9 protein-coding genes are annotated in these 13,141 nt (G+C 73.1%); 3 read left to right on the top strand and 6 right to left on the bottom strand.

Annotated features, from left to right (window positions below):
• Nucleotides 1-244: 244 nt before the first annotated feature.
• A complete protein-coding gene (locus ACFY6U_RS41255; RefSeq protein WP_390046745.1) occupies nucleotides 245-631 on the bottom strand; it encodes an MGMT family protein in 387 nt (128 codons plus the stop codon).
• A 161-nt stretch (nucleotides 632-792) separates the two neighbouring features.
• On the opposite strand from ACFY6U_RS41255, the gene ACFY6U_RS41250 reads away from it, so the two are divergent.
• The 3 genes from ACFY6U_RS41250 (at nucleotide 793) to ACFY6U_RS41240 (ending at nucleotide 6,834) form a co-directional block, all read left to right on the top strand.
• The gene (locus tag ACFY6U_RS41250; protein WP_390046743.1) at nucleotides 793-3,558 is read left to right on the top strand and encodes a lysylphosphatidylglycerol synthase domain-containing protein; all 2,766 of its coding nucleotides are present in this window, start codon (nucleotides 793-795) and stop codon (nucleotides 3,556-3,558) included.
• A 62-nt stretch (nucleotides 3,559-3,620) separates the two neighbouring features.
• A complete protein-coding gene (locus ACFY6U_RS41245) occupies nucleotides 3,621-5,162 on the top strand; it encodes an alpha/beta hydrolase (RefSeq protein ID WP_390046741.1) in 1,542 nt (513 codons plus the stop codon).
• A 121-nt stretch (nucleotides 5,163-5,283) separates the two neighbouring features.
• Nucleotides 5,284-6,834 (top strand): alpha/beta hydrolase, encoded by a 1,551-nt coding sequence (locus ACFY6U_RS41240; protein WP_390046739.1) that lies wholly within the window; start codon nucleotides 5,284-5,286, stop codon nucleotides 6,832-6,834.
• 62 nt (nucleotides 6,835-6,896) lie between these two features.
• On the opposite strand, the gene moeZ is transcribed toward ACFY6U_RS41240, so the two are convergent.
• The 5 genes from moeZ to ACFY6U_RS41215 form a co-directional block, all read right to left on the bottom strand.
• Nucleotides 6,897-8,075, bottom strand: a complete 1,179-nt coding sequence (gene moeZ, locus ACFY6U_RS41235) for an adenylyltransferase/sulfurtransferase MoeZ (RefSeq protein WP_351489685.1) — start codon at nucleotides 8,073-8,075, stop codon at nucleotides 6,897-6,899.
• A 63-nt stretch (nucleotides 8,076-8,138) separates the two neighbouring features.
• Nucleotides 8,139-8,888 carry a spherulation-specific family 4 protein gene (locus tag ACFY6U_RS41230; RefSeq protein WP_390046737.1) on the bottom strand — a complete coding sequence of 250 codons (750 nt, stop codon included), beginning with the start codon at nucleotides 8,886-8,888 and terminating at the stop codon, nucleotides 8,139-8,141.
• Complete coding sequence (locus ACFY6U_RS41225; RefSeq protein ID WP_388907111.1) at nucleotides 8,876-9,835, bottom strand: NAD-dependent epimerase/dehydratase family protein; 960 nt, start codon at nucleotides 9,833-9,835, stop codon at nucleotides 8,876-8,878. The genes ACFY6U_RS41230 and ACFY6U_RS41225 overlap by 13 nt, the downstream gene beginning before the upstream one ends.
• 181 nt (nucleotides 9,836-10,016) lie before the next feature.
• Nucleotides 10,017-11,348, bottom strand: coding sequence for a hypothetical protein (locus ACFY6U_RS41220; RefSeq protein ID WP_390046735.1), 1,332 nt, complete (start codon nucleotides 11,346-11,348; stop codon nucleotides 10,017-10,019).
• Nucleotides 11,345-13,090 carry a glycosyltransferase gene (locus ACFY6U_RS41215; RefSeq protein WP_390046733.1) on the bottom strand — a complete coding sequence of 582 codons (1,746 nt, stop codon included), beginning with the start codon at nucleotides 13,088-13,090 and terminating at the stop codon, nucleotides 11,345-11,347. Before ACFY6U_RS41215 ends, ACFY6U_RS41220 begins: the two co-directional genes overlap by 4 nt.
• Between the last annotated feature and the right edge of the window lie 51 nt (nucleotides 13,091-13,141).

Below are 13,141 nucleotides of genomic sequence, written 5' to 3'. Positions count from 1 at the left end.
TGTGCTGGTCGGTTCGCGGTCGCGCGTGCGCAGGGGTGGCCGCGGGGTGAGCGGGACACGCGCAGCCGACGCTACGCCGACGAACCGGACGGAAGCAGAGCTTCCGCTTCTTCCCATCCGCCTCGGGCGACACTCACGGCACGCGCGCCCCACATCTCACGAACGTACGTCATGCCACGGACGTCCCCCGCGTCCCCCGCAAGGGTCACGCATTCCCCCCGAAGGCCTCCGATGGCGGAAGCTGTCAGGTGTGAGCCCCCGCGTCCGCGCCGCCGTCCCACCGCGCCCGCTTCATGTCGAGCCGTGGCAGATGGCCCTCCGCGGCCCTGTTCGCCTCCTTCAGCGGAGTGCCCTCGGCGCGGTAGTGGTCCAGCGCGCCCAGCTCGTGCCCCGGGAGCAGGACCCCGTCGGCGCGCACCACCCGCCACCAGGGGACGGCACCTCCGTAGAGGGACATCACCCGCCCGACCTGGCGCGGCCCGCCCTCGTCCAGCCATTCCGCGACGTCGCCGTACGTCATCACGCGCCCGGGCGGGATCCGCTCGGCGACCTCCAGGACCCGCTCGGCGTACTCGGGCAGCTCGCCCGCGTACCCCTCTCGGGTGTCCTCGGGAAGGCTCTGCTCGCTCATTCGCCCCATCCTGCCGCACCCCACCGACAACCGGTGCGGTCCGCGGCGGGGCTTCGTCTCGCCCTCTCGCGGCGCTTGGGGCAGACTGTGCGCCCCCGCATCTGCACCCTGATGCCCCCGGGTGTCGGTGGAGCATGCCACCATCGTGCGGGCGGTGACTGGTGATACGAGACCAAGAAGAGACGACCGAGCAGCAGGGTGTGCCTCCCGAGGGCGGGGCGAGCACCTCTGACGCTGCCGCACGCCCGGACGCGCCCGGATCCGACACCGCGCACCCGGACACCGCTCGGCCGGGCACCGTGGACCAGGACGCCTCGGGCCCGGACGCCGCCGAGGCGGAACACGGGTGCGACGAGGCACACGCCGACGAGGTGGAGGGCGACGAACCGCTGCTCCCCGCGCGCGTGCACCGCCCCTCCGACCTCATGCGGCTCCTGGTCGGCGTGCTCGCCATCGCCGTGCTGCTCGGCATCGCCGCGTTCGCGCACGGCACCACCTCCGGGCTCGAACAGGACATCAACAAGGGCACCGGACAGGCCCCGGACCTGCTGATCAGGTTCGCGGGGCTGGCCTCCAGCATCGCGATCCTGCTGGTGCCGGTCGCGTTCGCGATCGAGCGGCTGATCAAGCGGGACGGGCTGCGCATCGCCGACGGCGTGCTCGCGGCCGTCCTCGCCCACGGCGTGACTCTCGCCACGGACCTGTGGGTGGCCAGGGCCGCCCCGGACTCCATCCAGGAGGCGCTCACCCAGCCCTCCCCCGGTGACATCCACGCCCTCACCGACCCGGTGCACGGCTATCTCGCGCCCGTCATCGCCTACATGACGGCCGTCGGCATGTCCCGGCGGCCGAGATGGCGCGCGGTGCTGTGGATCGTGCTGCTGCTCGACGCGTTCTCCATGCTCGTCACCGGCTACACGACACCGTTCTCGATCATCCTCACGGTGCTGATCGGCTGGACCGTCGCCTACGGCACGCTGTACGCCGTCGGCTCCCCCAACGTCCGCCCCACCGGACGGACCCTGCTGGCGGGCCTCAGGCACGTCGGCTTCCACCCGGTCGGCGCGGCCCGCGAGGAGGCCCTGGACACCGAGAACGGCGACCGGGGCCGGCGCTACTTCGTCACCCTGGAGGACGGCCCGCCGCTGGACGTCACGGTCGTCGACCGGGAGCAGCAGGCCCAGGGCTTCTTCTACCGCGCCTGGCGCAACCTGACCCTGCGCGGCTTCGCCACCCGCTCCAGCCTCCAGTCACTGCGCCAGGCCCTGGAGCAGGAGGCCCTCCTGGCGTACGCGGCGATCGCGGCCGGCGCCAACGCGCCCAAGCTGATCGCCACCTCCGAGCTGGGGCCCGACGCCGTGATGCTCGTCTACGAGCACACCGGCGGCCGCACCCTCGACTCGCTGGCCGACGAGGAGATCACCGACGAACTCCTGCGTCACACCTGGCACCAGGTGCAGGCTTTGCAGTCGCGCCGGATCGCGCACCGCAGGCTCGCGGGCGACGCCATCCTGGTGGATCGTTCCGGCACGGTGATCCTCACCGACCTGCGCGGCGGCGAGATCGCCGCCGGCGAACTGCTGCTGCGCATGGACGTCGCCCAGCTGGTCACCACGCTCGGGCTGCGGGTGGGTGCCGAGCGGGCGGTGGCCTCGGCGGTCGGCGTGCTCGGCCCCGACGCCGTCGCCGACTGCCTGCCGATGCTCCAGCCGATCGCGCTGACGCGCTCCACGCGCGCGACGCTGCGCAGACTTGCCAGGGAGCGCGCCCAGCGCGAACGGGACGCGGTCCTGGAGGCGTCCCGGCAGGCCAAGCAGGCCCGCGCCGAGGAGGCCGAGAAACCCGACAAGAAGACGGTGCGTGCCGAGCAGCGGGCCGAGAAGCGGGCCCTGGACGACGCGCTGGAAGAGGCCCGCGAGGAGGACCTGCTCACCCAGATCCGGCATCAGGTGCTGAAGATCCGGCCGCAGGCACCCGTGGAGCCGGCCCGCCTGGAGCGGGTAAGGCCGCGCACGCTGATCAGCGTCATCGCCGGCGCGATCGGCGGGTACTACCTGCTGACCCAGCTCACCCACATCGAGTTCGGCCCCCTGGTCGCGAACGCCCAGTGGGGCTGGGTGATCGCCGCCGTGCTGTTCTCGGCGCTCAGCTACGTCGCCGCCGCGATGTCGCTGCTCGGGTTCGTGCCGGAGCGGGTGCCGTTCGTGCGGACCGTGGCGGCACAGGTCGCCGGGTCGTTCGTGAAGATCGTCGCGCCCGCCGCGGTCGGCGGGGTCGCCCTCAACACGCGCTTCCTGCAGCGCGCGGGCGTGCGCCCCGGGGGCGCGGTGGCGAGCGTCGGCGCCTCGCAGCTGTTCGGGCTGGGCTGTCACATCCTGATGCTGCTGTCCTTCGGTTATCTGACCGGCACCGAGAAGACCCCTTCGCTCTCCCCGTCCCGCACGGTCATCGCGGGCCTGCTGACCGTCGCGGTGCTGGTCCTCGTGGTGACCTCGGTGCCGTTCCTGCGGAAGTTCGTCAGCACGCGCGTGCGGTCGCTCTTCGCGGGTGTCGTGCCGCGCATGCTGGACGTGCTGCAGCGGCCGCAGAAGCTCGTCACCGGCATCGGCGGCATGCTGCTGCTGACCGCCTGCTTCGTGATGTGCCTGGACGCCTCCATCCGCGCGTTCGGCGACGACTCGACCTCGCTGAGCATCGCCAGCGTCGCCGTCGTCTTCCTCGCCGGCAACGCGCTCGGCTCGGCGGCGCCGACCCCGGGCGGTGTCGGCGCGGTCGAGGCGACCCTGACCGTCGGCCTGATCGCCGTCGGCCTGCCCAAGGAGGTCGCGGCGCCCGCCGTCCTGCTGTACCGGCTGCTGACCCTGTGGCTGCCGGTCCTGCCGGGCTGGCTGGCCTTCAACCACCTCTCCCGCAAGGGCGCGCTCTAGGGGCGTACCTCGGACGGCTCGCGCCCCGCGCGCGTGGCCGTGCGCGACCCCAGGATGGGAGCATGCCCAACCCCTTCCGGATCCGTGTCACCGCCCTGACTGCCGCCCTGGTCCTGGCCTGCCTGCCGACCGGGTGCAGCGACGGTTCCAAGGACGGGGATCTGGCGGCGCAGAAACTGGACTGGAAGAACTGCCCCGCGCCCGACGAGGCCGAGGGCGGCGGCGACGCGCCGTCACCGCTGCCCGGCGGCGGCACCTGGCAGTGCGCCACCATGAAGGCGCCCCTGGACTGGTCGAAACCGAAGGGCGCCACCATCGGCCTCGCGCTGATCCGGGCCAGGGCCAGCGGCGACGCAAGCAAGCGGATCGGCTCCCTGATCTTCAACTTCGGCGGGCCCGGCGGCAGCGGCGTCACCACGCTTCCCGCGTTCGGCACGGACTACGCCGCCCTGCGCACCCGCTACGACCTCGTCAGCTTCGACCCGCGCGGAGTCGGCCGCAGCGACCCCGTCGAGTGCGAGAACGACGCCCAGCTCGACAACTACTTCCAGCAGGACGCGACGCCCGACACCAGCGCCGAGCGCACCCAGCTGATCAACCGCACCAAGCAGTTCAACGCCGCCTGCGAGAAGAACTCCAGGGCGATCCTGCCGCACGTCCGCACCACCGACGCGGCCCGCGACATGGACCTGATGCGCCAGGTCCTCGGCGACACGAAGATGCACTACTTCGGCATCTCCTACGGCACCGAACTCGGCGGCGTCTACGCCCACCTGTTCCCGAAGAACGTGGGCCGGGCCGTCTTCGACGGCGTCGTCGACCCCACCCAGGACCCGGAGCAGAGCTCGCTCGGGCAGGCGAAGGGCTTCCAGCTCGCGCTCGACAACTTCGCCGCGGACTGCACGTCGAAGCAGACGGAGTGCCCGATCGGCGACACCCCGCAGGACGTGAAGGACCGTATCGCCAAGCTCCTCGCGGACCTCGACAGGAAGCCGATCCCCGGCATCCTGCCCCGCGAGCTCACCCAGTCCGCCGCCACCAACGGCATCGCGCAGTCCCTGTACTCCAAGGATTTCTGGGAGTACCTCACCGAGGGGCTCGAAGAGGCCTACGACGGCGACGGGAAGATCCTGATGCTGCTGTCCGACTCGATGAACGGCCGCAGCGAGAACGGCGAGTACAGCAACATCACGGCGGCGAACATCGCCATCAACTGCGCCGACGAGAAGCAGCGGTACACCGCCGACTACGTCCAGCAGAAACTGCCCGAGTTCCGCGCCGCCTCCCCGCTGTTCGGCGACTACCTCGCCTGGGGCATGGTCAGCTGCACCGACTGGGCGGTGCCGGGGGCCGCCGACCACCCCGACGTCAGTGCGCCCGGGGCCGCGCCGATCCTGGTCGTGGGCAACACGGGGGATCCGGCGACGCCGTACGAGGGCGCGCAGAAGATGGTGGACGCGCTCGGGAAGGGCGTCGGGGTCGAGCTGACCTACCGGGGGCAGGGGCACGGGGCGTACGACAGCAAGGACAAGTGCGTGCAGGGGGCCGTGAACGGCTATCTGCTGGAGGGGACGGTACCGAAGGCCGGAACGGTCTGCACCTAGCAGAACCGCAGGTCAGACGGCTATCCACAGGTTTCAACGGCCTTCGTCTGCGCCGCCTACTATGGCCTGACCGCTCTCCCGCAACGAATGCGCGGAGAGCCTGTGTGGGGGGTGTGCGCGCATGTTGCGATATGTACGGTGGGCGGCCGCTGTCGCCGCGGGGCTGCTCGTGGCCGGGTGCAGCGGCGGGGCGTCCGGCGGGGGCGGGGACGAAGGGAAGGCCGCGTCCCGGCAGCCGTCGGCCTCCGCCGGCGGCTCGGCCGCCCTGCCGGCTTCCCTCACCTCCCAGAAGCTCGACTGGAGCCGCTGCAAGGCCACTTCGGACTCGGCCGCGCCCGGGGACGAATGGCGGTGTGCGACGCTCAAGGTGCCGTTGGACTGGGCGAAGCCGGACGGGGAGACGATCGGGCTGGCGCTGATCCGGGAGCAGGCGAGCGGGGGCTCCGGGAAGCGGATCGGCTCGCTGCTGTTCAACTTCGGCGGACCGGGCGGCTCCGGCGTCTCGACGATGACGTACTACGCCTCCACCGTCTCCGCGCTGCGCGAGCGGTACGACCTGGTGAGCTGGGACCCGCGCGGGGTGGGGGCCAGTGAGGGGATCCGCTGCCGCAGCGACAAGGACATCCAGAGCGCCGAGTCGATCGACGCGACACCGGACACCGCGGCGGAGGAGACGGCGTACTTCCAGGACGCCGCCGACTTCGGCAAGGGATGCGAGAAGGCCGCCGGCAAGCTGATCGCGCATGTCTCGACGACCGACACGGCCCGCGACATGGACCTGATGCGCCAGGTCCTCGGCGACGCGAAGATGCACTACTTCGGCATCTCCTACGGCACCGAGCTGGGTGGTGTGTACGCCCACCTGTTCCCGAAGAACGTGGGACGGCTGATCCTGGACGCGGTGGTGGACCCGACGGCCGACTCGGTCGGCCAGGAGAAGAACCAGGCCGCCGGCTTCCAGCGGGCCCTGGACGACTACCTCAAGTCCACCGGCCAGGACCCGGCCGAGGGCTCCCAGAAGATCGCCGATCTGCTGAAGCGGCTGGACGCCGCACCACTGCCCACGTCCTCCGGGCGGAAGCTGACCCAGAGCCTCGCGGTCACCGGCATCGTGCTGCCGCTGTACAGCCAGGACAGCTGGCCGACGCTGACCAGCGCACTCAAGGCGGCCGAGGAGGGCGACGGCTCGGAGCTGCTGTCGCTCGCGGACCAGTACAACGAGCGTGACTCCTCGGGGCACTACGGCACGACCACGCACTCGCAACGGGTCATATCGTGCCTGGACGACAAGGAGCGGCCGACGCTCGCCGAGACGAAGAAGCGGCTGGCGGAGTTCGAGAAGGTGTCACCCGTCTTCGGGGACTTCCTCGGTTGGGACTCGGCAGGCTGGTGCCACGACTGGCCGGTGGCGGGCCAGTGGGACACACCGGAGGTGAGCGCACCGGGCGCGGCGCCGATCCTGCTGGTCGGCAACACCGGCGACCCGGCCACCCCGTACGAGGGCGCCCGGAGGATGGCCGACGAGCTGGGCAAGGGTGTCGGGGTCGAGCTGACCTGGAAGGGCGGCGAGGGCCACGGCGCGTACGGCAGTGGCAGCGACTGCGTGGACTCGGCGGTGAACGCCTACCTGGTCAGCGGCACGGTTCCGAAGGACGGCACGGTCTGCTCATGACGAAGGCGGGGGCTCCGGGCACCTGTCGTGCCCGGAGCCCCCGCCCACCGCGGAGCCTGTGCTCAGTAGACCGGCTTCGACGGCTCGATCTGGTTGACCCAGCCGATCACGCCGCCGCCGACGTGGACGGCGTCCGCGAAGCCCGCGGACTTCAGGACGGCGAGCACCTCCGCACTGCGGACACCCGTCTTGCAGTGCAGGACGATCTTCTTGTCCTGGGGCAGGCCCTCCAGGGCGGTGCCGAGGAGGAACTCGTTCTTCGGGATCAGCTTGGCGCCCGGGATGGAGACGATCTCGTACTCGTTCGGCTCGCGGACGTCGATGATCTCGATGTTCTCGCCGTCGTCGATCCACTCCTTGAGCTGCTTCGGAGTGATCGTCGAGCCGGCGGCCGCCTGCTGGGCCTCCTCGGAGACGACGCCGCAGAAGGCCTCGTAGTCGATGAGCTCGGTGACGGTGGGGTTCTCGCCGCAGACCGCGCAGTTCGGGTCCTTGCGGACCTTGACCTGGCGGTACTGCATCTCCAGGGCGTCGTAGATCATCAGGCGGCCGACGAGGGGCTCACCGGTGCCGGTGAGGACCTTGATGGCCTCGGTGACCTGGATGGAGCCGATGGACGCGCAGAGCACGCCCAGGACGCCGCCCTCGGCGCAGGACGGGACCATGCCCGGCGGCGGGGGCTCCGGGTAGAGGCAGCGGTAGCAGGGGCCGTACTCGGACCAGAAGACCGAGGCCTGGCCGTCGAAGCGGTAGATGGAGCCCCAGACGTACGGCTTGTTCAGCAGCACGCAGGCGTCGTTCACCAGGTAGCGGGTGGCGAAGTTGTCGGTGCCGTCGACGATCAGGTCGTACTGGCTGAAGATGTCCATCACGTTCTCGGCCTCGAGCCGCTCTTCGTGAAGGATCACGTCCACGTACGGGTTGATGCCCTTGACCGTGTCACGGGCGGACTCCGCCTTGGAGCGGCCGATGTCGGCCTGGCTGTGGATGATCTGGCGCTGCAGGTTCGACTCGTCGACCTCGTCGAACTCCACGATGCCCAGAGTGCCGACGCCCGCGGCGGCCAGGTACATCAGCGCCGGCGAGCCCAGGCCGCCGGCGCCCACACAGAGCACCTTGGCGTTCTTCAGCCGCTTCTGCCCGTCCATCCCCACGTCCGGGATGATCAGGTGGCGGGAGTACCTGCGGACCTCGTCTACGGTGAGCTCAGAGGCTGGCTCGACCAGGGGTGGCAGCGACACGGGGACTCCGTTGATCGGTCAATCACTACAGTTGTTCTCCCTGTAACACTGCCACGGGCTTCTTCATTCCGAGACACCCGTTCCGATCCGCGAGACGAATTCGTCCCAGTAGCCGGGCATGGCCTCCCAGGGATCGGCCCGGCCCCAGCGATCGGTCCGGTCGGTGAAGTAGATCGTGGCGGCGCCTTGCCAGCGGGCTATGCGCAGCGCCTCGTCGAGGTGGCCGAGGGGCACTCCGTGCACGAAGTGGCAGAAGCGGTCGGGTGGGTAGTCGGCGGTCCACTCGGCGACCTGGGACCAGCGGTAGTCGCTCCAGGGCCCGGCGAAGGTCACCAGCTGGTCGGCGTTCTCGGCGTAGCCCGGGTGGGGGTGGGTGCCGTGGCCGAGGACTATGTGGGGGCCGTCACCGGTGGTGCGGAGCGCGGCGACCGCGCGGCGGATCTCGGGGAGCGCGGTGCGCTCGGTGGGGCAGCGGTCGAGCAGGAAGCCGTCGACGCGGTACCAGTCGTGGAAGTGGCGGGCGTCGGTGAGCAGGTCGCCGTGGGAGCGGGCGCCGTAGGTGGTGTCCAGGTGGCCGAGGACGCGGACGCCCGCGTTGCGGAGCCGACCGGCCGCCTCCAGGCAGTGCGGGTCGGGGCGGCTGCCGGGGCCGTTCGCCACGTCGAGGACGACCCAGTGCAGGGGTGTGCCCGGGCGGGTGAGTTCGGCCCACTGGGCGGGGGCGAGGAGCGGGTGGGCGTAGCCGGGGACGCCGACGGCGGTGCGGACGCCGGTGGTCGCGGCGCCCGCCCTGGTGCTGCTCAGATGCGGCACGCCGCCTCCATCCAGATGTCCGCGAGGGACTCCTCGAGGTTGATGCGGGGGCGCCAGCCGAGGCGGTCGCGGGCGCAGCGCACGTCGGCCTGCTGCCAGCTGCCGCAGCCGTCCGGGTACGGGTACGCGACCGGGCCCGTGTGCTCGCCGTCCATCCGGGGGTGGCCGATGGCACCGCGCAGCGGGCCGGGCGGGCCGTCCAGTTCGTGCAGGGCGCCGCCGTATCCGGCCACCCGGGCGAGGACGGCGGCGGCGTCGCGGAGCCGGACGGCGCGGCCGGAGCCGATGTTGATGACGCCCTGGGCGGCGGAGAGCGAGGCCGCGTGGACGGCGCGGGCGACGTCGCGTACGTCGACGAAGTCGCGCTGGGCGCCGAGGCCGCCGAGTTTGAGCTCGCCGTCGCCGGACTGCATGGCGCGGCGCATCGCCTCGGCGAGGCGGCCGAGTGGTGAGCCGGCCGGCGTGCCGGGTCCGGCAGGCGAGAAGACGCGCAGGACGACGGCGTCGAGGCCGGAGCCGAGGACGAGTTCGGTGGCGGCGAGCTTGCTGACGCCGTACGGGCCGCCGGGGCGCGGCACGGCGTCCTCGGCGGTGGAGGAGCCGGGCTGGCTCGGGCCGTACTCGGAGCTGCAGCCGACCTGCACCAGGCGGGCGCCGCAGCCGCTGCGGCGCAGGGCCTCGCAGACGGTGGCGACGGCGACGGTGTTGTGCCGGGTGAGTTCCCGGGCACCGCCGCGGGTGGCGCCGGCGCAGTTCACGATGACGCCCGGGTGGACCGCGTCGAGGAAGCGGGTGAGCGCGCCGGGGCTGCCGGTGGCGAGGTCGAAGCGGACGTCGGCGTCGTCGCCGCGGCCGAGCGCGGTGAGCTGGACGGCCGGGTCGGCGAGCAGCCGGTCGGCGACGAAGCGGCCGAGGTATCCGTTGGCTCCGATCAGCAGAACCCTCATCGCGCGGCTCCCGGGGTGTGCGCTCCGGCGACTCCGGTGGTTCCGGACGCTCCGGGTCCGGGTCGGGAGGTGGTCATCTGGTGGTCTCCTTCAAGAGGTGGTGCGGTTGCCTCCGGCGGGATGCCGGGCACCGGCCGCCGGGACGGCTCGGCGAGGCGTGCGAGGTCATCGGCGGCTCTGCTCACTCCGGGTCTCCCGTCGGCGCGTGGGCCGAGGCCCGGGTGAGGGTGCCGGTCGCCCGGAACAGCAACGCCAGGGCGGCGGCGCCGCAGACGAGTGCCGGGACGCTGCCCGCTCCCCAGGCGTCGACCAGGGTGTCGACGGGGGCGGCCAGGAAGGCGCAGCCGGGCAGTCGGCCGGCCAGGACGAGGGCCACGGCCGCCGCTTCCGTGGCGGCCGCGACGGCGAGGGTGGGCCCCTGCGGGACGTTGTGGACGGCGAGGAGGCGGGCGAGCAGGAGGAGGGCGCCGAGGGTGAGGGCCGCCGCATAGCCGGCGGGTTCGCCGAGGGCGGCGCCGCACAGGGCGAGCAGGGCGGTGAGGACGCCGAGGAAGAGGGCGAAGACGCCCAGCAGCAACGGCCGTACGGCCCCGGTGAACTCCTCCAGGCCCCGGCTGGCCGCGAGCCTGCGGCGGGCGCCCGCCGTGAAGAGGTGGGCGCTCCAGGCCGCCGGTGCGCAGGCCAGGGTGAGGGCCAGGACGGGGGCCGTGGTCACTGGCCAGGGGCCGTCGGCCGCGCCGGTCGGGAGGCCGTCGGGGCCGCCGTCCAGGACCGCCCGGAGCAGGCCGTCGCCGAGCAGGGCGTAGGCGAGCAGCCAGCAGGTCCAGGCGCGGGTGCCGGTGACGGTGCGCCAGGCGGGGGTTCGGGCCGGTGCGGCCAGGGGGCCGCGGCGCAGGGCCGGGCGTACGGCCAGGGCGACGGCGAGCACGCCGACGGCTGCCGCGAGGAGGCGGGGACGGCCCTCGGTGAGCCGTACGCCGGTCACGGCCGCCGCGCACACGGCGCCCGGGAGGAGCGTGAGCAGCGCCCAGTCGGCGCGCACGCGGGGCGCGGGTGCCGGTTCGGGGTACGGGCGCGGGCCGTCGTCGCGGGGCACGCGCGCGTAGAGCTCTTCCGCGAGGGAGAAGACGTCACGGTGCCGGAAGCGGGCGGCGGTGCGGTCGGTGACGCCGTGCGCTTCGAGGCCGGCCGCGATCTCCAGCGGGTCCACGGCCCGCTCGCAGAGTGCGCGGTGCCGGTGCATCAGCGCCTTCACCGGGTCTGCGGCGGCGCCTCGGCGGCGTGTGGTCCTGCGGCTGCCGACGGTGCCCTCGGCAGCAGCCGGGCCGCCCGGGGGGACCCCGCCGGACGCCGGCGTCCCGCCCATGGGGAAGGCGTGCTCCGGGCCCGCCTCGTCCGCTCCCAGCAGCCACCCTTCCGATCGCGCGTCCCAGGCGTCGGCCGCGCCGGGCCGCCCGGGCCGGTCCAGCTCTCCTGGACCGCCGTTCAGCGGGCCGCCTTCGTCGCCGTTCACAGCGCCCCCTCGGTGGCCGTGCGCGGGGCGGCCCGTACCGGGGTGGGCCGCAGTGCGGTGCCCAGGGCCCAGCCCGGTACGGCGCGATGTGCGACGCGGGCCGTGGGGCGGGTCCAGCGGCCCGGCACGTGGGCCTCGGCCGGGACGGCGAACGGCAGGGGCTCGCCCGCCTGGCCCAGGACGACCCGGCGTACCGGGCAGTGCGAGACGATCTCCAGGTAAATGCTGTGAAATGCCGCGATGTTCTGCTCGACGGTGAACAGTTCGAGCGCACGGGCGCGGGCGGCGGCCCCGAGGCGCTCACGGCGCTCGGGGTCGCGCAGCAGGGCCACGCACGCCTCGGCGAGCGCCCGCGGATTGCGTGGGGGTACGACCAGCCCGGTGCCGCCGATGGCCTCCACCACGGCGCCGACGTCCGTGGAGACGGTCGCCCGGCCGCAGAACATCGCTTCGACGAGTCCCACCGGGAAGCCCTCGACGACGCTGGACAGGACGACGACCGCGGCGGACGCGTAGGCGTCGGCGAGGGTCGGTGCCTCCGGTCCGCCTACCTCCTCGAAGGAGACCGGGTTGTCGCCGACGGCGTGCACGCCCTCGGCCTCGTCGGGGAAGAGCTGTGCGGCGAGCGCCCTGCAGTGCCCCAGGTAGGCCTCTCCCTCCGGCCCCGCCGGGGCGCCCACGACGCGCAGCCGCGCCTTGGGCTCCTCCTTGCGGACCTCGGCGAAGGCGTGCAGCAGTGACACCAGGTCCTTGGCCGGCTCGATCCGGCCGACCCACACGAGCGTGTCCGGTTCCGCGCGGTCCGGGGCCTCGCCCACCTCGGTGAAGCGGGCGGCCTCCATGCCGGGATGCACGGTTCGGATGCGGGCGCGCTCGGCGCCGCAGCGCTCCTGCCAGCGGCGGGCGTGCGCGTTGCCCGGGGTGATGATCGCGGCGCGGCGGTAGACCTCGGCGGCGAGCCGGCCGTGGAAGGCGGCGAGCAGCGCGCGTACGGCGGGGGCGGCGGCGTCGGGGCCGGTGGCGAGGTAGTGCGAGCGCAGCTGCACGCCGTACTCGGTGACCAGCAGCGGCACCCCGGAGAAGTGCCCGGCGAGCAGGCCGGCCAGGGCGGCCGGGCCGCCGGCGGTGGCGTGGCAGAGGTCGGCCGCGCCGAGGCCGTCGTCGCCGTACCAGTCCAGGGAGAGGGGGCGCAGGGCGCGTTCGAGGTGTGCGGCGACGGCGAGCAGGTCGGGCACGCGTGCCTCGCGCGCCGTACCGAGGGCGCCGGGCGCGCGGCAGGCGCGCTCCAGTGCGCGCAGGGCGGTGTCGGAGCGGAGCGCCCCGGCCAGACCGCCCTCGTCACGGGCGAGTTCGGCGAGTCCGCGGAGCGCGTTGCCGAAACGGTCCGCCAGAGAGTCGGGCACGACCCGGGGGCCGCCCGCGTCGCCCGGCCCGGTCGCGCCGTCCCCGCCGTACGTGCCGCCTGCGCCATCCGTGCCGTCCGCGGCCGTACCGGCGCACAGCACCCCCACGAACTCGCCGTAGCTCTCGGCGAAGCGCCGGCGCGCGCGCCGTCCGTACGTGACGCCGTCCTCGTCGGCGGTCCACAGAGGAGCCGTCCGGACCCGGCTGACGTGCGGGGGCAGCGGCAGCCAGCCCTCGTCCTCCTGGTGCCGGGTGCGGCTGAGCGCGTAGAGGTCGAACTCGTGCCGCCCGAGCCCGCGCACGAGCCGGTCGCACCAGAGTCTGGCGTCACCGCTCACATACGGATAGCCACCCTCCGTAATCAGTCCGATGCGCACGCGTGCACCCCC

The organism is Streptomyces sp. NPDC013157 (genome assembly GCF_042899865.1).
GTDB lineage: Bacteria > Actinomycetota > Actinomycetes > Streptomycetales > Streptomycetaceae > Streptomyces.
This window is presented reverse-complemented; position numbering and strand designations above follow the sequence as displayed.